Origin of the sequence: Nonomuraea antri (assembly GCF_013283785.1) — a bacterium.
Classification (GTDB): Bacteria; Actinomycetota; Actinomycetes; order Streptosporangiales; family Streptosporangiaceae; genus Nonomuraea; species Nonomuraea antri.
Window position 1 is genome coordinate 38,174 of sequence record NZ_JABCPZ010000001.1, and the last position, 20,437, is coordinate 58,610.

19 protein-coding genes are annotated in these 20,437 nt (G+C 72.0%); 7 read left to right on the forward strand and 12 right to left on the reverse strand.

The window, feature by feature from the left end:
* Window positions 1-198: 198 nt before the first annotated feature.
* Window positions 199-1,491, forward strand: coding sequence for a 5'-nucleotidase (locus HII36_RS58485; RefSeq protein ID WP_217368982.1), 1,293 nt, complete (start codon window positions 199-201; stop codon window positions 1,489-1,491).
* Between the two features lie 99 nt (window positions 1,492-1,590).
* On the forward strand, window positions 1,591-2,436 hold the full coding sequence (locus HII36_RS00155) for an alpha/beta fold hydrolase (protein ID WP_173520928.1): 846 nt from the start codon (window positions 1,591-1,593) through the stop codon (window positions 2,434-2,436).
* A gap of 13 nt (window positions 2,437-2,449) precedes the next feature.
* On the opposite strand, the gene HII36_RS00160 is transcribed toward HII36_RS00155, so the two are convergent.
* The 5 genes from HII36_RS00160 to HII36_RS00180 form a co-directional block, all read right to left on the reverse strand.
* Window positions 2,450-2,905 (reverse strand): protein-tyrosine phosphatase family protein, encoded by a 456-nt coding sequence (locus HII36_RS00160; RefSeq protein WP_236003022.1) that lies wholly within the window; start codon window positions 2,903-2,905, stop codon window positions 2,450-2,452.
* Window positions 2,906-2,915: 10 nt separating this feature from the next.
* On the reverse strand, window positions 2,916-3,560 hold the full coding sequence (locus HII36_RS00165) for a response regulator (RefSeq protein ID WP_173520929.1): 645 nt from the start codon (window positions 3,558-3,560) through the stop codon (window positions 2,916-2,918).
* The gene (locus tag HII36_RS00170) at window positions 3,551-4,654 is read right to left on the reverse strand and encodes a sensor histidine kinase (RefSeq protein ID WP_173520930.1); all 1,104 of its coding nucleotides are present in this window, start codon (window positions 4,652-4,654) and stop codon (window positions 3,551-3,553) included. Before HII36_RS00170 ends, HII36_RS00165 begins: the two co-directional genes overlap by 10 nt.
* A complete protein-coding gene (locus HII36_RS00175; protein WP_217368983.1) occupies window positions 4,638-5,255 on the reverse strand; it encodes a DedA family protein in 618 nt (205 codons plus the stop codon). The genes HII36_RS00170 and HII36_RS00175 overlap by 17 nt, the downstream gene beginning before the upstream one ends.
* 79 nt (window positions 5,256-5,334) lie before the next feature.
* Window positions 5,335-6,279: a helix-turn-helix domain-containing protein gene (locus HII36_RS00180; protein ID WP_173520931.1), complete on the reverse strand. Its 945-nt coding sequence runs from the start codon at window positions 6,277-6,279 to the stop codon at window positions 5,335-5,337.
* 99 nt (window positions 6,280-6,378) lie between these two features.
* Here HII36_RS00180 and HII36_RS00185 point away from each other — a divergent pair, with 99 nt between their 5' ends.
* The 3 genes from HII36_RS00185 (at window position 6,379) to HII36_RS00195 (ending at window position 10,002) form a co-directional block, all read left to right on the forward strand.
* The gene (locus HII36_RS00185; protein ID WP_173520932.1) at window positions 6,379-7,404 is read left to right on the forward strand and encodes a saccharopine dehydrogenase family protein; all 1,026 of its coding nucleotides are present in this window, start codon (window positions 6,379-6,381) and stop codon (window positions 7,402-7,404) included.
* 95 nt (window positions 7,405-7,499) lie between these two features.
* Window positions 7,500-8,564, forward strand: a complete 1,065-nt coding sequence (locus HII36_RS00190; protein ID WP_173520933.1) for a sigma-70 family RNA polymerase sigma factor — start codon at window positions 7,500-7,502, stop codon at window positions 8,562-8,564.
* Window positions 8,551-10,002: an MFS transporter gene (locus tag HII36_RS00195; RefSeq protein ID WP_217368984.1), complete on the forward strand. Its 1,452-nt coding sequence runs from the start codon at window positions 8,551-8,553 to the stop codon at window positions 10,000-10,002. The genes HII36_RS00190 and HII36_RS00195 overlap by 14 nt, the downstream gene beginning before the upstream one ends.
* On the opposite strand, the gene HII36_RS00200 is transcribed toward HII36_RS00195, so the two are convergent.
* Window positions 9,946-10,977, reverse strand: coding sequence for a methyltransferase (locus HII36_RS00200; protein ID WP_173520934.1), 1,032 nt, complete (start codon window positions 10,975-10,977; stop codon window positions 9,946-9,948). The two genes, HII36_RS00195 and HII36_RS00200, sit on opposite strands and share 57 nt — an antisense overlap.
* A 164-nt stretch (window positions 10,978-11,141) precedes the next feature.
* On the opposite strand from HII36_RS00200, the gene HII36_RS00205 reads away from it, so the two are divergent.
* Window positions 11,142-11,390, forward strand: a complete 249-nt coding sequence (locus tag HII36_RS00205; RefSeq protein WP_173520935.1) for a hypothetical protein — start codon at window positions 11,142-11,144, stop codon at window positions 11,388-11,390.
* 87 nt (window positions 11,391-11,477) lie between these two features.
* Here HII36_RS00205 and HII36_RS00210 read toward each other — a convergent pair whose 3' ends face one another.
* A complete protein-coding gene (locus HII36_RS00210) occupies window positions 11,478-11,864 on the reverse strand; it encodes an STAS domain-containing protein (RefSeq protein ID WP_173520936.1) in 387 nt (128 codons plus the stop codon).
* A 229-nt stretch (window positions 11,865-12,093) separates the two neighbouring features.
* On the opposite strand from HII36_RS00210, the gene HII36_RS00215 reads away from it, so the two are divergent.
* The gene (locus HII36_RS00215; RefSeq protein WP_173520937.1) at window positions 12,094-13,071 is read left to right on the forward strand and encodes a LacI family DNA-binding transcriptional regulator; all 978 of its coding nucleotides are present in this window, start codon (window positions 12,094-12,096) and stop codon (window positions 13,069-13,071) included.
* On the opposite strand, the gene HII36_RS00220 is transcribed toward HII36_RS00215, so the two are convergent.
* Genes HII36_RS00220 through HII36_RS00240 form a run of 5 tightly spaced genes read right to left on the reverse strand, consistent with a single transcriptional unit; the run spans window position 13,064 to window position 20,424 of the window.
* Window positions 13,064-14,524: an FGGY-family carbohydrate kinase gene (locus tag HII36_RS00220; RefSeq protein ID WP_173520938.1), complete on the reverse strand. Its 1,461-nt coding sequence runs from the start codon at window positions 14,522-14,524 to the stop codon at window positions 13,064-13,066. The two genes, HII36_RS00215 and HII36_RS00220, sit on opposite strands and share 8 nt — an antisense overlap.
* Window positions 14,524-15,504, reverse strand: coding sequence for a substrate-binding domain-containing protein (locus HII36_RS00225; protein WP_217368985.1), 981 nt, complete (start codon window positions 15,502-15,504; stop codon window positions 14,524-14,526). Before HII36_RS00225 ends, HII36_RS00220 begins: the two co-directional genes overlap by 1 nt.
* Complete coding sequence (locus HII36_RS00230) at window positions 15,501-16,550, reverse strand: ABC transporter permease (protein WP_173520939.1); 1,050 nt, start codon at window positions 16,548-16,550, stop codon at window positions 15,501-15,503. Before HII36_RS00230 ends, HII36_RS00225 begins: the two co-directional genes overlap by 4 nt.
* Window positions 16,547-18,052: a sugar ABC transporter ATP-binding protein gene (locus HII36_RS00235; protein WP_217368986.1), complete on the reverse strand. Its 1,506-nt coding sequence runs from the start codon at window positions 18,050-18,052 to the stop codon at window positions 16,547-16,549. The genes HII36_RS00230 and HII36_RS00235 overlap by 4 nt, the downstream gene beginning before the upstream one ends.
* On the reverse strand, window positions 18,049-20,424 hold the full coding sequence (locus tag HII36_RS00240) for a glycoside hydrolase family 172 protein (protein WP_217368987.1): 2,376 nt from the start codon (window positions 20,422-20,424) through the stop codon (window positions 18,049-18,051). The genes HII36_RS00235 and HII36_RS00240 overlap by 4 nt, the downstream gene beginning before the upstream one ends.
* Between the last annotated feature and the right edge of the window lie 13 nt (window positions 20,425-20,437).

Consider the following 20,437-nt stretch of genomic DNA (forward strand, 5'->3'; position numbering starts at 1 on the left):
TGCCTGGATTCTTCAGCCGAGACCGATGAGAGGAAATCGTTGAAACCGTTAACCAGGGCCGGGCGCCGGATCAGTATGCTGGTCGCCGTTGTCGCCCTCGCTTCCGGCGCGTTCGCCCCGGCTGCGCAGGCCGCCCCGGAACCGATTGTTTTCGGTGCCGCTTCCGCGTCGCCGAAAACGCACACGGGCGCATGCCCGGTGACCGTGACGTTGTCCACCACGGTGAAGGTGAAGGCGCCTGTCGCGCTGAAGTACCAGTGGACCTTCAGCGACGGCGACAAGAGCAAGATCAAGACGTACCGGATCGGCGGCAAGGGCGTCAAAACCGTCCGCCTCTCCACGACGCTCAAGGTCGGCGGCGACGCCACCGGCTGGGGTGCCGTCCGGGTGGTCAGCCCGGCGAAGAAGACGTCCAAGAAGGCGTCGTTCGCCGTCACCTGCAGTGGTGGCGACGAGAACGCCGGCGACGTCTGGGACAGCGTGAACACCTCCGTCGAGTACGACGGGGCCACCACCACGCCGAGCCCGAGCCCGACCGCGAGCCCGTCGCCGACCCCGACCCCGACTCCGACCCCCACCGGGACCGAGGCGCCGCTGCCGAACCTGGTGCGGAAGGCCCGCATCGCCTTCGAGCGCACCACCGCGTCGAAGTGCCCGCTGACCTTCAAGCTGCACGGACGGCTCGAAGGGATCCCCGCGGGCGCGCAGTCGATTCAGTACCGCCTGGTCGGCGCGAAAGACTGGAAGACGCTCAGCGTGCCGGCCGGTCACGGCCCGGTGCACAACGCCGTGCTGGAGACGCTGAGCTGGGACCAGGAGTCGACCACGTACTCGGTGCAGATCGAGTTCAACCAGGCCGACCGGCTCAGGACCAACCTCATCTACTACTTCGAGTGCGCGGGTCCCGGGGAGAACACGCGGATCGGCATGGCCGCCGACGACATCAAGCGCGACTCGTGGGGCAGCGGCCCGATCGCCGAGCTGGTCGCCGACGCCATGCTCGAATCGGTCCAGCCCGTGTCCGGCGCGCAGATCGCCCTGGTCAGCAAGTACGCGTTCCGCTCGCCGAGCTCCGAGATCAAGAAGGGGCCGGTCACGTACGGGCAGCTGTACGCCACCCAGCCGAGCGGGTTGCACGTCGACACCTGGTCCATGAACGGTTCGCAGCTCAAGTGGGTTCTCGGGCATGCGAGCAAGGCCCGGGGCGTGCTGACCCCGTCCGCCGGGCTGCGTTACACGCTGACGGACGGCGTGGTCACGGAGATCACGCTGAACGGCGCGCCGGTGACCGACACCCAGGTGATCAAGGTGGCCGCGAACTACATCCTGGCCGGTGGCTTCGAGGGCTTCCCGCAGTGGAAGTGGCCCGACAACAGCGTGGCGCACAGCGGGCCCGACGACCGGGGCGCGCTGGGGTCGTACTTCGCCGACCACTCGCCGGTCAGCGCGCCCAAGGGTGACCGCGTCAAGGTGCTGGGCACGATTCCCTAGGTTCGGGCCTGATGGTTACCTGACGCCCAAAACGCGTTATATCGCATTAAGGTGGCAATCCTGGGGGCCGGTCGAGGCATGTCCGAAGGGATGACCGCGATGGATGTCAACGCGTCAGGCACCACTGGTTCCGTCTCCTCCGCGGACGGAACCACCATCGGCTACCGGCGGCTCGGCAGCGGCGGACCGCCGGTAGTCCTCGTCCACGGCGGGATGGAGACGGCCGGGAGCCATCTGCAGCTGGCCGAGGAACTGGCCGGCGAGTTCACCGTCTACCTGCCCGATCGTCGCGGACGCGGGGCGAGCGGGCCGCACGGGGCCGGGTATCGCCTGCGCAAGGAGGTCGAGGACCTCGACGCGCTGCTCGCCGCGACGGGCGCCGAGGCGGTGTTCGGTCTGAGCTCGGGCGCCATCATCTGCCTGCAGGCGGCGCTCGAGCTGCCGGCGGTGCGCAAGGTGGCGATCTACGAGCCGCCGCTGTCGATCAACGGCTTGCTGGCCACGGACTGGCTGCCCCGCTTCGACCGGGAGATCGAGGCGGGCGACCACGCCGAGGCGCTGGTCATCGCGACGAAGGAGACCCGGCAGTTCGGGCACGTGCTGCCCGGGCCGCTGCTCAAGCTCGTGTCCAGGCTCCTGCTCGGCGACATGCTGCGGCTGGTCCGGACCTTCCATCACGACATGGAACTCGTCATCGAGACGAAGGACCAGTGGCGGCGCTACGCCGACGTGCGGGCCGACGTCCTGCTCATGGGCGGCGGCCGGAGCCCGGCCTACCTGAAGACCGCGCTCGACGAGCTGGAACGCGTCCTGCCCGAGGCGAGGCGCGTCGAGTTCGCCAAGCTCAACCACGGCGGCTCGGGCAACAGGAACAGAGGCGGGAACCCGCCGCTGGTGGCCGGGGAGCTGCGCGGGTTCTTCGCGAGCCCGCCCCGGGCGGTCTGACGGACCAGTGCGCTCAGGACGGCGGGAAGCGCCGCACCCAGCGGCGCTGCCACGGGGTCTCGACGGCCCGGCGATGGTGGTGCTCACGGGTCCAGGCCACCGCCTCGGCCGGGTCGACGCCGGCCAGGACGGCCAGGCAGGCGACCACCGTGCCGGTGCGTCCGACGCCGCCGCCGCAGGCGACCTCCACCGCGCCGCCCGCCAGTGCCCGCTCGTGCAGCGCGCGGATCCCGGCCACGGCGGCGTCATGGTCGCGGGGCAGCAGGAAGTCCGGCCAGGTGATCCACTCGTGCGGCCATCGCAGCTCGCCCTCGTGGCGCAGGCGCATCTTGGCTGAGCCGAGATACAGGCCGAAGTCGGGCGTCGGCCCCTCGGGCAGCGGGTAGCGCAGGCCGCGGCCGCGGATCCAGGCGCCGTCGGGCAGCCGGAAGGCGCCTGCGAGCGGCGGCGCGCTCATCGGGTCGGTCATCGCATTCTCCTCAAGTCCCCAGGTAACGCAGGACTGCCAGGACCCGGCGGCTGTAGCCGGCCGTGTGTGACAGCGCCAGCTTGTCGAACAGCGAGTTCACGTGCTTCTCCACCGCGCTCTGCGACACGTGCAGCGCCTGCGCGATCGAGGCGTTGGTCAGGCCCTGCGCCATCAGCTCCAGCACCTCGCGCTCCCTGACGGTCAGCCTGGCCAGGGGGTCGGCGTGGGTGGTGCGGGCCAGGAGCTGCCGCACCACCTCGGGGTCGAAGGCGGCGCCGCCCGCGCCCACCCGCTCCAGCGCGTCGAGGAAGTCGCCGACCTGCGCGACCCGGTCCTTCAGCAGGTAGCCGACGCCGTCGACGTCGCCGCTCATCAGCTCGGTGGCGTACTTCTTCTCCACGTACTGCGACAGCACCAGCACCTTGACCAGCGGCCAGCGGCGCCTGATCTCCAGCGCGGCACGCAGTCCCTCGTCGGTGTGCGTGGGCGGCATCCGCACGTCCACCACGACCACGTCGGGCCGCTCCGCCGCCACCGCCGTGACCAGCGCCTCGCCGTCGCCGACGGCGGCGATCACCTGGTGGCCCTCCTCCTCGAGGAGGCGCACCAGGCCCTCGCGCAGCAGGGTCGAGTCTTCGGCCAGGGTCACCCGCACGGCAGCTCCGCGGTGATCGTGGTGGGCCCGCCGGCCGGGCTGGTCACGGTGAACCTGCCGTCCAGCGCGGCCACCCGCCTGGCCAGCCCGGACAATCCGCCGCCCGCCGGGTTCGCGCCGCCCACTCCGTCGTCATGTACACGCACGACGATCATTGTGTCGCGCTCGCGCACCTCGACGGTGACCGCACCCGCCCCGGCGTGCTTGACCGCGTTGGTCACCGCCTCGCTGGCCACGAAGTACGAGACCGTCTCCACCGCCGTCGGCGGCCGCCCGGACAGCTCGCACACGACCTTGACCGGGACCCCGGCACGCTCGGCCACCCCGGCCAGCGCGTCGGCGAGCCCGAGCGAGTCCAGCGCCGACGGGTAGACCCGCCAGGCCACCTCGCGCAGCTCGGCCAGCGCCTGCTGGGCCTGCTCGTGCACCTGGTCGAGCAGTTCCGTGCGTCCCCGGCGGGCCCGTCCGGCCAGCATGGACAGCGCCACCAGCCGCTGCTGCAGCCCGTCGTGCAGGTCTCGCTCGATCCTGCGCCGCTCGGCGTCGACCGCGGCGAGCACGCCGGCGCGGCTCTCGGCCAGCTCGTCGATACGCCGCCGCAGCGCCTCGGTGGGATCGGGGGCGAGCATGCGCAGCGCCAGCCGCCGCTCCAGCCCGTGCACGCCCACCAGCCCGGACAGGTCCAGGAACAGCAGCACGCACCCGGCCAGGCTGATGTAGGCCACCAGCGGCGCGGTCGGCGGCATGCCGTCGAACGGCAGGCCCCGGCCCCACGACCAGGCCAGCATGGCGCCCGTCCAGAGACCGATGCCGAGCAGCGCGACGACCACGCCGCCGAGCACGCCGACAGGCAGCCTGGCCGCCAGGTAACGCAGCTCCTGACCGTCCTCGCGGGCCGCGCCCAGCCCCAGCGCGCCGGGGTCGAGCCGCAGGCGGCGGGCCTCCAGCGCGGCCAGCCGCCGGGCCGACTCGCGCGCCCACGGACGGCGGCCGAACGGCAGCGCCACCGCCACGAAGACCAGACCGGCCAGCGCGGTGGCGGCGCCCAGCGTCACCGCCCCGAGCAGACGCAGCCCGCTAACCGCGATACGCATGCCGCCCCTTGCGCAACTCGCCGAGCCTGACCCCGGCGAAGACGAGCACGGCCAGCAGCACCAGCCCGATGACCAGGTTGGTGCCCAGCCCGACGTACGTCTCGACCAGCGCCCAGTTCTCGCCCAGGAAATAGCCGGCCAGCACGAAAAGGGTGTTCCAGAGCAGGCTGCCGGCCGTGGTCAGCAGGGTGAACACGCCCAGCGGCATGCGTTCGACCCCGGCCGGAACGGAGATCAGGCTGCGGAAGATGGGGATCATCCGGCCGAAGAACACGGTCTTGCGCCCGTGCTTGAGAAACCACGCCTCGGTCCTGGCGACGTCGGACACCTTCAGCAGCGGCAGCCGGGCGGCCAGGGCCAGCGTGCGCTCGCGGCCGAGCAGCGCGCCCACCCAGTACAGCGCGAGCGCGCCGACGACCGAGCCGGCCGTGGTCCAGGCCAGCACGCTCAGCAGGTTCATCTCGCCCTGCGAGGCGGTGAACCCGGCCAGCGGCAGGATCACCTCGCTGGGCAGGGGCGGGAACAGGTTCTCCAGCGCGATTGCCAGGCCCGCGCCGGGCGCGCCGAGGGTTTCCATCAGTTCGATCAGCCAGTCCGTCATGTCTCAGAGGCTATGAATGGTCGGGTGGTGCCGGTAATGGGGCGCATGGCCGTTCTGGGGTGCGGAAAACCACAGGTGTTCACTGAGCGGTACGCCGGAACGAGCGCCGGTAGCCGTCGGGCGGCACCCCGACGATCCGCTTGAACTGGCGGCGCAGCGTCGTGGCGGTGCCCATGCCGGTGGCCAGCGCGACCTCCTCGACGCTGCGACCGGTGGTCTCCAGCAGTTCCTGGGCCCGTCGGACGCGTTGCGCCAGCAGCCACTGCAGCGGCGTCTGCCCGGTGACGGCGAGGAAGCGGCGGCCGAGCTGGCGCGGGCTGACGTTCGCCTGCCTGGCCAGGTCGGGCACGGTCAGCGGCTGGTCGAGCCGTTCCAGCGCCCAGGCGAGCAGATCGGCGAGCAGGTGGTCGCCGGTGACCTGGACCGGCGTGGCCACGAACTGGGCCTGGCCGCCCAGCCGGTGCGGCGGCGTGACGAGGCGGCGGGCGACCGCGTTGGCGATGGCCGCGCCGTGGTCGAGGTGGACCAGGTGGAGGCAGAGATCGACAGCGGCGGCCTTGCCCGCGGCGGTGAGCACGCTGCCGTTGTCGGTGTACAGCACGTCCTGGTCCACGATGGCACTCGGATGACGGGCGGCCAGCTCCGCGGTGTGCGCCCAGTGGGTGGTGGCCCGCCGGCCGTCCAGCAGGCCGGCGGCGCCGAGCGCGAACGCCCCGGTGCACAGCGAGGCGATCCTGGCGCCCGCCTCGTGGGCCGCGCGGACGGCGTCGACCAGCTCCGGCGGGGGCGGCACGTCGATGTCCGCGCACGCGGGCACGATCACGGTGTCGGCCTCGGCCAGGTGCTCCAGGCCGTGCTCGGGCTCGACCGCGAACGGGCCGATCCGCGCCGGTCCAGGGCCGCAGAGCCGCACGTCGTACCAGCCCGCGGTGGCCTCGCGCGGCGGGTTGCCGAAGATCTCGTAGGCCACTCCCAGTTCGAAGTGCAGCAGGTGTCCGGCGGTCGCCAGCGCGATCGTGTGCATGTCGGAAAGTGTACGGATGATGTCGTTACGGACGCTCACCCCCATGGTCCGGATCCCGCCAAAGTAGAGGTCATCGGAAAGCGCGAGATCGGGGAGATCATGAGGACATCGGTGGCGGTCTACGGAGCGACCGGGCACACGGGCAGGTTCGTCGTCGCCGAGTTGCTGCGGCGCGGCTTCACGCCGATCGCGTCCGGCCGCGACGCCGCCCGGCTCGAATCGCTGGCCAAGGAGTGGGACGGGCTGGAGGTGCGACCGGCCTCCGTGGACGACCCGGACTCCCTGGACCGGGCCCTGGCCGGGGCGGCGGCCGTGATCAACGCCGCCGGGCCGTTCGCCGTGACGGCGGGCCCGGTGGTCGAGGCGGCCCTGCGGGCCGGCATCCCGTACGTGGACGTCGCCGCCGAGATCGAGGCGAACGCCGCGATGTTCGCCGGTTACGCGGACGCGGCGCGGGAGGCGGGCGTGCCGGTGGTGCCCGCGATGGCCTTCTACGGCGGCCTGGGCGACCTGCTGGTGACCGCGGCTCTCGGCGAGTCGGCCGCCGCGGACGAGGTGCACGTCGCGTACGGGCTGAGCGGCTGGCACCCGACGCCCGGCACCAGGATCGCCGGCCAGGTGTCGCACCAGCGGCGATCCGGCCGGCGGGTGCGGTTCACCGGCGGCGCGCTGGAGTACCACGACAACGAGCTGTCCCAGCAGGACTGGCTCTTCCCCGAGCCGCTGGGCCGCCGCCCGGTGATCGCCGAGTTCAGCATGGCCGACATCGTCACCGTGCCGAGCCACCTGGACGTGCCCGAGGTGCGCACTTACATGACCGTCACCGCCGCGCGCGAGCTGGCCGACGCGGACACGCCCGCGCCCGCGCCTTCGGACGAGCACGGGCGCTCCGACCAGACGTTCGTGGTCGACGCCGTGGTCGGCGCCGGCGGCGTCGAGCGCCGGGCGGTGGCCCGTGGCCAGGACATCTACGCGATCAGCGCGCCGCTGGCGGTGGAGGCCGTCAGCCGGCTCCTGGACGGGCGGTCCAGGCGGACGGGCGTGGCCTCGGCCGGCGCCATGTTCGACGCGGCGGACTTCCTGTCGGCGCTGGCGCCGCACCTGACGGTCGAGCTCCCAGCCTGAGGGATCGAGCTCTCGGCCTGACCGGGTGACCACTTTCCCACCCCGGCGGTGTCCATACCGGCGACAAGGGACCACGAGGAGGGAAGGGAGCCACCATGCCAGGCATTCCACCGGCCGGGCACCCGGCCGAGGAACTGCTGACGCGGGCCCGCGACGGTGACGGCGAGGCGTTCCGCGGGCTCGTCGAGCCGTACCGGCACGAGCTCCAGGTGCACTGCTACCGCCTGCTCGGCTCCATGCAGGACGCCGAGGACCTGCTGCAGGAGACGTTGCTGGCGGCCTGGCGCGGGATCGGCGGCTACCGGGCGGAGGCGTCGATGCGCACCTGGTTGTACCGGATCGCCACCAACCGTTGTCTCAACGCGCTGCGCGCCGGCGCCCGCCGGCCGACCGGTCAGGCGGCGACGTACCAGCCGGAGGTGGCGATGCCCGAGCCGTCGCACCGCCGCGCGGAGCCGAGCTGGCTGGAGCCGTACCCCGACGCGCTGCTCGGCGCGATCGCCGACGCGCGCCCCGGGCCCGAGGCGCGCTACGAGGTCAGGGAGTCGGTGTCGCTGGCGTTCCTGACCGCGCTGCAACACCTGCCGCCGCGCCGGCGGGCCGTGCTGGTGCTGCGCGACGTGCTGGGATTCCGGGCCGCCGAGGTGGCGGCCATGCTCGACACCACCGAGAACGCGGTGCACGCCGCGCTCAAACGGGCCAGGGCCGCGCTGCCGCGGGATCTGCCCGGCACGGACGTCCCGCTGCCCGGGTCGCCGCACGAGCGCCGGGTGGTGGCGGAGTTCGTCCGCGCCTTCGAGAACGGCGACGTCGACGCGATCGTGACCCTGCTGACCGGCGACGCGTGGCTGACCATGCCGCCGCTGCCGCTGGAGTACCAGGGCCGGGACGCCATCGGGGACTTCCTGCGCTCGGTCGCCTTCCGCGACGGTCGCAGGCACGCGCTGGTCCCGACCCGGGCGAACGGCCAGCCCGCGTTCGGCTGCTACCTGCGCGACCCGGGCACACCGATCCTGCACGCGCACGGGCTGGTCGTGCTGACCCTGACCGGCGACGGGATCGACGCGATCACCCGCTTCCACGACAACGCGCTGCTGGCGGCGTTCGGCCTGCCCAGGTCGCTGCGCCTGACCGCCGGGGGTGACGATGCGCGGCGATAGCGGGCGGATGACGGCCGAGCAGGCGTGGGTGCTGGGGCTGGCGTCGCTGGCGTCGTTCATGATGGCCCTGGACAGCCTGGTCGTGACGACGGCGCTGAGCACGATCAGGAACGACCTGCGGGCCTCGATCGAATCACTCGAATGGACCGTCAACGCCTACAACCTGACGTTCGCGGTGCTGCTGCTGACCGGCGCGGCGCTGGGCGACAGGTTCGGCCGCCGCCGGATGTTCGTCGCCGGGCTGGCGGTGTTCACCGTCGCCTCAGTGGCCTGCGCGCTGTCACCGGGCGTCGGCGCGCTGGTCGCGGCCAGGGCGGTGCAGGGAGCGGGCGCGGCGCTGGTTCTGCCGCTGTCACTCACGCTGATCAGCGCCATGTTCCCGGCGCACCGGCGGGGCCGGGCCATGGGCCTGTACCTGGGCATCACCGGGCTGGCCACGTTCAGCGGGCCGTTCGTCGGGGGCGCCATCGCCGAGGGACTGGCCTGGCAGTGGATCTTCTGGCTGAACCTGCCGATCGGCGTGCTCGCGATCCTGCTCACGGCCAGGCGGGTGGCCGAGAGCCGGGGCGGGAACGACCGGCTCGACCTGCCCGGGGTCGGGCTGGTGACCGCGGGCGCGTTCGGCGTGGTCTGGGCGCTGGTGCGCGGAAACGCGGCCGGCTGGGCCGGCGCGGAGGTGCTGGGCACGCTGGGGCTCGGGGTCGCGCTGATGATCGCCTTCGTGCTCTGGGAACGGCGGGCGCCGGCGCCGATGTTGCCGATGCGGTTCTTCCGCGCCCGGGCGTTCGCCACCGCCAACCCGGCCAACTTCCTGGTGTTCGCCTCGCTGTACGGCACCATGTTCTTCCTGGCGCAGTACTTCCAGACCGTGCACGGCGACGGGCCGCTCGCCGCGGGCCTGCGGCTGATGCCGTGGACCGCGACGCTGATGGTGTGCGCGCCGATCGCCGGGCGGCTGGCCGACCGGGTCGGCGAGCGCGCGTTCGTGGTGGCCGGGCTGCTGCTGCAGGCGTTGAGCATGGGCTGGATCGCGCTGGCCGCCGGGCCGGGCACCGGCTATCTGGAACTCCTGCCCGCGCTGGTCGTCGGCAGCGCCGGGCTGACCATGGCGATGCCCGCGGCGCAGAAGGCGGCGGTCGGGGCAGTGCGTCCTGAGGAGATCGGCCAGGCGTCCGGGGCGTTCATGATGCTGCGGATGTTCGGCGGGGTGTTCGGCACCTCGGTCACGGTGGCGGTCTTCGGCGCCGTCGGCGGTTACGCGTCGGCGGCCGAGTTCAGCGCGGGATTCTCGGCCGGGATGGGCGCGGTGTCGGCGTTCGCGTTCGCCGGGACGCTGGTCGCGCTCGGCATGCCGGGCCGGCGACCGGCCGCGGGCGAGCGGTCAGCCGGCCCGGCCGGGGACGGCCTCGACCGCCGCGCGGCCCCGGTGCAGCGGTAGCACCCGGTTCAGCCGCAGGCCGGCCGGCTCCAGCAGGCGGCGCAGGTGTGCGGTGTCGCGCTCGCGGCCGTTGCAGACGGTCATCATGTACAGGTCCATGGCCGCGACGAGCTCGGCGCGGTCCCGGGACTGCGGGGCGTCGGTGAGGGTTTCGACCAGGATCAGGCGCGTGCCTTCGCCCATCATGGCGCGGCAGTGGCTGAGCAGCGCGGCGCAGTGCTCGTCGTCCCAGTCGTGCAGGATGTCGCGCATCAGGTAGACGTCGCCACCGGCCGGGATGTCGCGGAAGAAGTCGCCGGACCTGATCTCGCAGCGGTCGGCGAGACCGGCGGCGGTCAGGTTGCGCCGGGCCGGCTCGGCGGACTCGGCCCGGTCCAGCAGCACGCCGCGCCGGTCGGGGGCGGCGGCGACGAGCCTGGCCAGCAGGTCGCCGCGGCCGCCACCGACGTCCACGAGCAGGCAGCCGGGCGGCAGGTCGAGCACCCGCAGCAGCTCGCCGGCCTCCAGTTCGAGGTCGCACGCCTGCGAGCGGTGGAAGAGCGCGCCCAGTTCCGGGTCGGCGGCCAGGTACGCGAAGAAGCCGGTGCCGAAGCACGACTCGAACGCGGTCCGCCCGGTGCGCACGGCCTCGCCGAGCCCGCCCCATGCCCGCCCGACGACGCCGCCGACCAGCAGGGCGCTGGACAGCGCCGATCCCGGCGTGCCGGTGCACAACATCGCGCCGAGCGGGGTCAGCGCGTACTGGTCGCCCGGGCGCGGCTCGAAGACGCCGATCCCGCTCAGCGCGGCGAGCAGCCGGCCGAGCGCGTCGGGGTCGGCGCCCGCGTGCTTGGCCAGGGTGTCGAGGTCCAGCGGGCCGCCGGCCAGCAGGTCGGGGATGCCGAGTTCGGCGACGGTGACCAGGCCGTGCGAGATCACCTGGCCGTAGAGCAGTTCACGCATGCGCGCGGCGTTGGCCCGATCGACGTCATCCACGGCCCCTCCTCAGGCGCCCGGTCCGGACACTGAAAGTGATGGTACCTAGCACTGGGTGATTGCCCGGTAAAGACACTTAGATCGTCTCGTGGCTGGCTTGTTCCCTTATGCCGGGTACTGCACCGATCGGCCAATCATGCGCCATCTCCGAAGGGACACGCCCGATGTACAAGCACGTCTTCATCGCACTCACGCTGGCCGCCGGAGGCCTGTTCCTGGCCGCCGGCCAGGCGTCCGCCGACGTGGTGGACGACTTCCACGGCCCCGACGACCGGGTACGCACGCACACCGTCAGCCACCACACGCACGGCACCCGCGTGACGCGGACCGCCCACTCCGTGAGCTACTCGACGCTCACCACGCGCACCCTCTCGCACCGCAGCTCGGTGCCCGTGACGGCGCTGCTGTACTGACGGCCGCCGGGGCGGCGCCGGTGACCCGCTCGTCGCCGTCTCCGCCCCGCCCGCCTTCAGTCGCCCGTCCTCAGGAGTGACGCGTCTTCAGGAGTCGCGCGTCGCGGCCCACATGCCGCGTTCGGCCTCGGCCAGCGTCGGGTACGACGGCAGCACCCGATCCAGGCCGGACAACCGCAGGATGCGGTCGAGCCTGCCGTGCACGCCGATCAGCGCCAGCGAGCCGCCGCAGTGCTCGACCTTCTTCCAGGCCGCGATCAGCAGGCTCAGCCCGGACGAGTCGCAGAACGTCAGCCCCGAGACGTCCAGCACCATCATCGGCGGATCGGGCAGCGTGCACACGGCCCGGTCGAGCTCGTCCTTGAGCCGCGACCTGGTCACCATGTCGAGTGCGCCGCGCAGCGTCAGGATCGCCCCGAGCGGCGCCGCGCCGACGCTGATCTCCAGCCGCTGTTCCTGGGCGGTGTTGTCCAACGGCGATCACCTTCCCACCAGAGCGGGCAGGGCTATCCGGCCAACCCCACAACCGTTCACAGGTATGCCCACAAGGCTCGGTCACAGTAACGCCGAGCAGGGCCGTCGCAGGTCAAGATATGCGATCTCGCCCGGCCGCGTCTCAGGTCTCGGTCATCCCGTGCGTACGGCACGCTCATCACCGCCCAAACCGTACGGACCCGGCCCCCGGTGGTAGAAGATTAGGGCGATGCCCACTATCTACGATGTCGCCCGCCAGGCCGGCGTATCCGCGGCCACCGTGTCCCGCGTGCTCAACGGCCGCCAGAGCGTCGATCCCGACATGGTGGCCCGGGTGCTGGCCGCCGTGCGCGAGCTGGGCTACCGGCCCAACGCGGTGGCGCGTAACCTGCGGCGCAGCCGCACCACGCTGTGGGCGGTGATCATCTCCGACATCGGCAACCCGTTCTTCACCGCCACCGTGCGCGGCATCGAGGACGTCGCCCAGCAGGCCGGCTACTCGGTCGTGTTGTGCAACAGCGACGAGAACCCGGCCAAGGAGGAGACGTACGTCGCCGCCGCGCTCAGCGAGCAGATGGCCGGGGTGATCATCGCCTCGGCGGGCAGCGGCAAGGCGGCCAAGGCGCTGCTGGAGTCGTCCATCCCGGTCGTCGCCATCGACAGGAAGCTGCCGCGCGGCGAGGTCGACACGGTCGTGGTCGACAACGAGGCGGGCGCGCGCGAGGCCACCGAGCACCTGCTGGGGGCCGGGTACCGGCGCGTCGCCTGCATCACCGGGCCCGAGGGCGTGAGCACCGCCGACCTGCGGCTGCGCGGCTACGCGAGCGCGATGCCGGGCGAGCCGCTGGTGGTGCGGGCAGACTTCCGTGAGCAGGGCGGCTACGACGCCATGTCCGCGCTGCTGTCCGGGCCCGACCGGCCGGACGCGGTGTTCGTGGCCAACAACCTGATGGCGGTCGGCGCGCTGCGCTGCCTGGCCGAGCACGACGTGAACGTGCCCGGGGAGATGGGCCTGGTCGGCTTCGACGACATCCCGTGGGCCGACCTGGTGCGTCCCTCGCTCACCACCGTGGCCCAGCCCACCTACGAGCTGGGCCGGATGGCCGCCCGACTCCTGGTCGACCGCATCGCCTCCCCATCGGGCAAGCCGTCCACCGTCGTGCTACCCGCCGAACTGCACGCCCGCCAGAGCAGCCGCCTCACGTAGTGAGGCCAGGAAACACAGCTAGAGCGTGGGCGATGCCTGACGTTGACGTGTACAAATCGCGGTAGAGGGTGTAGAGCCGGTCGTAGTCGGCCGCCGCGCCCGGGTCGGGTTCGACGAGTGAGGCGGGCGGGTTCCAGCCGCCGGTCTCGACACCGAGCGCGCGGGCGGCGAGCATGGCGTCGCCGAACGCGGCCCCGACCGTGTGCGTGGGCAGGACCTGGGGCTGCTGGAGCACGTCCGAGACGATCTGGGTCCACAGGCCGCCGCGCGTGCCGCCGCCGACCGCCACCAGGCGCTTGGCCGTGCCGCCCGCCTCGCGCATGGCCTCCAGGTTGTGCCTGACGCCGAACGCGGTGGCCTCGAGCGCGGCCCGGTAGAGGTGGCCGCGCCCGTGGCGCAGGGTGAGGCCGATCAGCGTGCCGCGCGCGTCCGGGTCGAACAGCGGGGTGCGCTCGCCGGCGAAGTACGGCAGCATGAGCAGCCCTTCCGCGCCCCGCCCGGCCAGCCCGGCCTCGGCGGTGAGGTCGGCGAACGAGGCCCCGGTCAGGTCGCGCAGCCACGCGGTGACCGCGCCGGAGGTGGCCATGCCCGCGGCCAGGTTGTACGTGCCCGGCGCCACCCCGACCGTGCCCCACAGGTGCGGCGAGGCCCCGCGCGAGTCCAGGACCTCGACCAGGAACATGGTGGTGCCGTACATCAGCATCACGTCGCCGGGCGAGTCGACGCCGACGCTGGTCGCCTCCGCCCAGGCGTCGATGGTGCCCGCGACGACCGGGATCCCGGCGGGCAGCCCGGTGGCGGCCGCCGCCGCGGCGGTGACCTCGCCGATCACGTCGCCGCTCCAGGCCAGTGCGGGCAGTTCCAGCCCGGGCGCGATGTCGTGCGCCCACTCGCCGATCCACTCGTGCGTACGCGTGTCGTAGAGCGGGGTGCACTGGCTGGCCGAGTGGTGGTCGAGCACGTACGCGCCGGTCAGCCGGTAGGCCAGCCACGAGTGCGCCATGAACAGCCGTTTCGTCCTGCCCCACACCTCGGGCTCGTTGACCCGCAGCCATTCCAGCTTCGGCCCGGCCGCCTGGGAAGTGAGCGGCGTGCCGCACCTGTCCATGATGGCGTCCTTGCCGTAGCGGTCGGCCTGGGCGGCGATCTCGGCGGTGGCGCGGGTGTCGACGCCGTACAGGATGGCCGGGCGCAGCGGTTCGCCGTCGGCGGTGCAGGGCAGCACGCACGGGCCGATGCCGCTGAGCCCGACGGCGGTCACGTCCGGGCGGGCGAGTTCGGCGATGAGCGAAAGGAAGTCCGCCCACCAGACGGCTTCCGCGTCGTGCTCGAACCAGCCCGGGCGCGGCGTGGCGGTGTCGTGCTCACGCACCGCCGTGGCCGCGACCGTGCCGTCCGGGGCCACGAGGACGCCCTTGGAGCTGGAGGTTCCGATGTCGATGCCGAGGAACATCAGTTCTGTCCTGAGAGGTCGTACTGCTTGTACAGTTCAGCCGCATTGTCCTTGGTGACCTGGGTGGTGCCCAGCACCTGCCGCTTCTCCACCGGCTGTCCGTGGAGGATCTTGTTGACCGTCTCGGCCGCCTCCTGGGCGCCGGTCGGGTAGATGAAGGTGGCCGAGAGCTGGCCGAGCTGGACCGCGCGGATGCCGCCGTCCGGGATGGCCAGGCCGTCGATGCCGACGAACTTGATCTGCTCGGCCCGGCCCGCGGCCTGCGCGGCCAGGTACGCGCCCAGCGCCATCGGGTCGTTGTGCCCGTACACCAGGTCGATCTTGGGGTGCTGGGCCAGCCACTGCTGCATGATCGGCGTGGCCTGGTCCTTCAGCCACTTGGCCTCGCGATCCGCGATGATCTTGATCTTCGGGTTGGCCGCGATGGCCTCGCGGAAGCCCTTGTCGCGGTCGATCTGGGGCTGGTTGGACAGGATGCCGCGCAGTTCCACCACGTTGCCGCCGTCGGGCAGCAGCTTCAGCGCCTCCTCGCCGGCCTTCCTGCCGATGAGGACGTTGTCGCCGCCGATGAAGGCGGTGTAGCAGTCGGTGTCGACGGTCCGGTCCAGGATGATGACCGGGATCTTCGCCTCGCACGCCTGCTTGACGGCGGCGGTCAGCGGGGCCGGCTCGGTGGGCGAGACGATGAGCGCGTCGACCTTCTGGGTGATGAAGTTCTGCACCTGGGAGACCTGGGTGGCGCTCGACTGCTTGGCGTCGGCGATCGGCAGCAACTCGATGTCCGGATATTTCTTGATGAAGTGCTGAAGCTGCAGGTTGAGCTGTGCCCGGTACGGCTCGGCATTGTTGCTCTGCGAGTACCCGACCACGAACTTCTTCGCACCGCCCGTTTCGCCACCGCCGTCCGCCGGCGCGGGCGCCTTGGACGCGCAGGCCGCCGCGAGGACCGCGCACAACACCAGTGTCATGGTCTTCTTCACGATCGAGACCCTCCTCTGAAGAGTTTGAAGAGATCGGGACGCTGCAGGACGACCGCCACGACGACGATCAACCCCTTGATCACGAGCTGCCAGTTGTCGCTGACCGCGTTCAGCCCGAGCACGTTGTCCAGCAGCGTGAGGATGAGCGCGCCCACGAACGTGCCGGCGATCGTGCCCTTGCCGCCGGCCAGTGACGCGCCGCCGATCACCGCGGCGGCGATGGCGTCCAGCTCGAACGACAACCCGGCCTGCGGGTCGGCCGAGGCGCTGTAGGCCGCGTCGATCGGCCCCGCGAACCCGGCGAGCATCCCGGACAGCGTGAACACCGCGATGATCACCCCGGTCACGTTCACGCCGGACAGCCGGGCCGCGGTGGGGTTGCCACCGACCGCGTAGACGTGCCTGCCGAACCGCGTCTTGGTGAGGATCAGGTGGAAGACGACGCAGACCACGACGAACGCCAGCACCGGATAGTAGATCCGGCCGAACAGGTTGTGCCCGGGCGTGCCGAAGAGCTGGAACGCCTCCGCCTGCGGGGTCAGTTTCCCGTCCGGGCCGGTGATCTGGGTGCCGACGCTGACGTTGTCGCTGACCTGCCGGTCCAGGCCGCGGACGACCGACAGCATGGCCAGCGTCATCACGAACGACTGGATGCGCAGCCAGGCCGTGCCGGCGCCGTTCAGAAAGCCGAAGAACGCCCCCACCACCATGCAGATCGGAACGATCTGCCAGGGCTCCAGCGAGTACTTCGACAACATCATCGCCGCCGTCATCGAGCCGATGCCCAGCAGCGAGCCGACGGACAGGTCGATGCCGCCGGTGAGGATCACCAGCGTGACGCCGACCGCGAGGATGCCGCGCGAGGCGAACGCACCGATGGCGTTGGTCAGGTTCGTCTCGTTGAGGAACATCTCGCCCTTGGTGGCGATGCCCACGGCGAGGATCAGCACCAGGCCGATGTAGGCCTGGGTCGCGCCGAGCGCGGAGAGCGTGCGCCGCGTCCTGCTCTCCCCCGGCGCCACCTGCGGTTCCACAGTGGTCTTCATGAGGTGGTCACCTGTCGTCTGGCCATGGCGGCCTGGAGAATGGCTTCCTGGGTGGCCGCCCCTCGGGCGAACTCGGCGGTGATGCGGCCCTCGCACAGCACGAGGATCCGGTCGCACATGGCCAGCAGCTCGGGCAGCTCGGACGACGCCACCAGCACGCCCTTGCCCGAGGCGGCCAGTTCCGACATCAGGGCGTGGATCTCGGCCTTGGCGCCCACGTCGATGCCGCGGGTGGGCTCGTCCATGAGGATCAGCGACGGCGCGGTCAGCAGCCACTTGGCCAGCACGACCTTCTGCTGGTTGCCGCCGGACAGGTTGCCGACGGTGAAGCGCAGGCCGGGCGTCTTGACCCGCAGCTCGCGCACCTGCTCGCCGACCGCGGCGCTCTCGCGCCCGCCGTCCACGACGCCGAAGCGGACGAAGCGCTTGAGCGAGGAGAGCGCGGCGTTGAAGCCGACCGTGTTGCCGAGCACCAGGCTCTGCGCCTTGCGGTCCTCGGCCACCAGCGCCACGCCGCGCTTGATCGCCTGGCCGGGGCTGCGCGGCCGGTAGGGCCGGCCGGCCAGGGTGAGCGTGCCCGACGACGGCCGGTGCGCGCCGAAGATCGCTTCGAGCAGTTCGCTGCGCCCGGCCCCCATCAGCCCTGCCACGCCGACGATCTCGCCCCGGCGCACGCTCAGCGAGACCTCGCGCAGCGCGGTGCGTCCGGAGCCGGGGTCGCCCGGCACCGACAGATCGGCCACGCGCAGCAGTTCCTCGCCGGTGTCCCCGCCGTTCGCGCGCGGGAACAGCTCGCCCAGCGGGCGGCCGACCATCATCTGGATGAGCTCGTCCCGGTCGATCGTGGCGCGCTCGCCGATGTAGCGGCCGTCGCGCAGCACGACCACCCGGTCGGCGATCTCCGCCAGTTCCTCCAGCCGGTGCGAGATGTAGATCACCGCCACGCCTCGGCCGGTCAGGTCGCGGATGACCTGGTACAGGCGGTGCACCTCGGCGTCGGCCAGCGCCGAGGTGGGCTCGTCCATGACCAGCACCCGGACGTTCTGCGACAGCGCCTTGGCCACCTCGATGAGCTGGCGCTCGGCGATCCTGCAGCGCTTGACCGGCCGGCGCGGCGGCAGGTCGAGCCCCAGCCCGGCGAGCAGTTCGGCGGTCCTGGACTCGGCGGTGCGCCGGTCCAGGATCGCGCGTTCCCTGCCGAGGAAGACGTTGTCCGCGATGGACAGCTCGGGCACCAGGTTGAGCTCCTGGTGGATCATCGCGATGCCGTGCCGCGCGGCGTCCTTGGGCGAGTGGATGTGGGCGGGCTCGCCGCCGATCGCGATCTCGCCCTCGTAGTCCTTGAACACCCCGGCCAGGATGTTCATCAGCGTGGACTTGCCCGCGCCGTTCTCCCCGAGCAGGGCCACCACCTCGCCCTTCCGCACGGAGAGCGACACGCCGTCGAGCGCGCGCACGCCGGGGAAGGACTTGCCGATGGCCCGCATCTCGAGCACCGTCACCGCAGGCTCCAGGCCGTGTACGCCCCCGCCGACCAGGCGGTCCTCGGGGTGATCCGGACGGTGATCTCGCTTCGCCCGGCGGTCACGCTCGCCGGGATCTGGTAGACGTCCTCCAGCCAGCGCCTGGACCGGTTGCCCAGCGGCTGCACCCAGTCGGCCAGCCGCTGCCCGTCGACGGTGATCTCGGCGTGCTGCCCCGCGGTGTGCTGGTCGCCGGTGCGGCGCAGCTCGACGCCCCGGTTACGCCGGTCGATCTTGAGCGTGAAGCCGATCGGCGCCTCGCTGACGCGGTGCGTGGCCTTGAGCGTGAACGGGTGCTTCCAGTCGCCTTCGAAGGCCGAGTCGAGCGTGACCGGCTCGCCACCGCCGGTGTAGCCGTGCGCCCGCTCACTGGCCGGGTCGCCCACGGTGAGCGCGTCGGTCTGGGCGGTGGCCGCCTGGTCCCTGCCGTACCAGTACGCGGTCGAGGAGTAGGCGGCCTCGACGTTGCTGGTCCAGCCGTGCTCGATGTCGAAGGTGATCGCGCTGCCGAACGGCACCGCGTCGCCGATCATCAGCCGGTACGCGGCGGTGCAGTCGCTGTCCGGCGCGCAGCCGGTGGGCGGGGTCAGGTGGGCCGGGTTGCCGTGGAAGGGGGTGGTGAAGGTCTCCCGGTTGAAGTACCAGCCGGCCTGGTAGAAGTCCTCGGTGCCGGTGCCGTGGATCTGCGGGGTGCGCGAGCCGTCCACGTAGACACGCTCGTCGCCCTCCAGGTACGTACGGTTCAGCGGGCCGCGCATGGTGTGGCTGACGCCGACGAACTTGCCCTGCCCGGTGGCGCGCAGGAAGACCCAGCTCTGGTCGGGGGTGGTGGCCCCGGCCCGCGACTGCGCCCGAAAGTAACCGACATTTCGTGACATGGGGCGGTGGGCCGAGGTCACCCACGCCGTGCCGTCGATCGTCCGGCCCGAATCGTTGTACAGCTCGACCACGGCCCCGGACGCGTACGGCATCGGCCACCACGACGACAGCGTGCTCGTCTCGGCGTCGATGCCCGTCATCAGGGCCTTGACCGGCATCAGCGCGTGCCCGGAGCCGAAGAACTCGCCGACGGGCGCGTCCACGGTGCGCCTGCCGTCGAAGCTGACGCGCAGCCGCAGCCCCTGCAGCACGTCCTGGGCCACCCGCAGCCGGGCGAGCTGCGCCTGGTCCAGCGGGTAGGCGAAGGTGCGCACGCCCTGCCAGGTCTGCCCGCCGATCGTGTACGCGTGCGCCGCCTCGTCGGCCGGGTCGCCCACGTCCACGGTGTCGGTGCGCCTGCCCGCGCTGTCCACCCAGTAGGTGAACTCGTTGTAGTCGAAGTCGGAGGAGACGAAGACGTTCCTGATCGTGATCCGCGACTTGCCCTTGGTGGCGCTCGCCGGCAGGTCCACGGACTCCTCGGCCCACAGCCCGCCCGGCCCCTTCGCGCTGGCCGGCCAGGTGGCCACCTCCTGGCCGTCGACCAGCACCTTGGCCACCTGGTTGCCGATGGCCGGGTCGATGCGCCTGGTCAGGCGCACCCCGTCGTTGGCCGAATCGATCGCGACGGTGAACTGGCTGTGGCCGTTCGCGCCGAAGGCCCGGCCCTCGTCGGTCTCGGTGCGCGGCTTGACGTACTCGGCCTGCGGCAGCCGGAGCCTCAGCTCCGACAGCAGGCCGGAGCCCGAGGTGCGCGCCAGGCGGGCCGACTGTCCCGGGGCCAGCCTGATCGGCGACTCCTGGGTGCGCGCGCCCGCGAGCGCCGGCTTGGGGTCGCCGCCGGCCCTGAGGTTGTCGATCACGTCCTGCGCCGGGTCGGACGGGTCGAACGTGCGCACGCCCGCCGCGTCGGCGAACGTGCGGTAGGTGACGTGGTGGAAGAGCGGGTTGTGCTCGGTGGTGATGCGCATCGAGCGGGTGAACGGCATCGGCACCTCGACGTACACCCCGCCCGAGCTCTGGTCGGCGTTGCCGACCAGCGGGTAGGCGAACGGGGCGCCGAGCTTGCCGTCCACCAGGTCCTGCAGGCTCGCCCGCACCACCGTGACGCCGTCGAGCTCGATGCTGATCCACCCGGTCCTGCGGACGTCGCCCTCGTCCCTGGTGAACCAGATCGCCTCGACCTCGCCCGCGCCCGAGTGCTCGGCGATCACACAACCTTGCTCGGACGCGCGCAGGCAGGAGTAGCGGCCGACGAAACCGTCGTCGTTGTCGCCCGTCCTGTCGAAACTGGAGAACTGCTTGGTCTGAACGCCGACGGGCAGCTCGGCCAGCCGGTCGAGACGCCGGTAGACGTCCCAGCCGACCGGGCCCTTGCCGGCGGCCGTCTCCTGCGCCTGGGCAGGCACGGCCAGTGCGCCGACAGCGAGCACGCCCGTTAAGAGA

Excerpts from the sequence above, each read along its gene's own strand:
- HII36_RS00155 (WP_173520928.1), top strand. The coding sequence starts at position 1,591 with ATGGATGTCAACGCGTCAGGCACCACTGGTTCCGTCTCCTCCGCGGAC.
- HII36_RS00160 (WP_236003022.1), bottom strand. The coding sequence starts at position 2,905 with ATGACCGACCCGATGAGCGCGCCGCCGCTCGCAGGCGCCTTCCGGCTG.
- HII36_RS00170 (WP_173520930.1), bottom strand. The coding sequence starts at position 4,654 with ATGCGTATCGCGGTTAGCGGGCTGCGTCTGCTCGGGGCGGTGACGCTG.
- HII36_RS00175 (WP_217368983.1), bottom strand. The coding sequence starts at position 5,255 with ATGACGGACTGGCTGATCGAACTGATGGAAACCCTCGGCGCGCCCGGC.
- HII36_RS00180 (WP_173520931.1), bottom strand. The coding sequence starts at position 6,279 with ATGCACACGATCGCGCTGGCGACCGCCGGACACCTGCTGCACTTCGAA.
- HII36_RS00185 (WP_173520932.1), top strand. The coding sequence starts at position 6,379 with ATGAGGACATCGGTGGCGGTCTACGGAGCGACCGGGCACACGGGCAGG.
- HII36_RS00190 (WP_173520933.1), top strand. The coding sequence starts at position 7,500 with ATGCCAGGCATTCCACCGGCCGGGCACCCGGCCGAGGAACTGCTGACG.
- HII36_RS00195 (WP_217368984.1), top strand. The coding sequence starts at position 8,551 with ATGCGCGGCGATAGCGGGCGGATGACGGCCGAGCAGGCGTGGGTGCTG.
- HII36_RS00205 (WP_173520935.1), top strand. The coding sequence starts at position 11,142 with ATGTACAAGCACGTCTTCATCGCACTCACGCTGGCCGCCGGAGGCCTG.
- HII36_RS00215 (WP_173520937.1), top strand. The coding sequence starts at position 12,094 with ATGCCCACTATCTACGATGTCGCCCGCCAGGCCGGCGTATCCGCGGCC.
- HII36_RS00220 (WP_173520938.1), bottom strand. The coding sequence starts at position 14,524 with ATGTTCCTCGGCATCGACATCGGAACCTCCAGCTCCAAGGGCGTCCTC.
- HII36_RS00230 (WP_173520939.1), bottom strand. The coding sequence starts at position 16,550 with ATGAAGACCACTGTGGAACCGCAGGTGGCGCCGGGGGAGAGCAGGACG.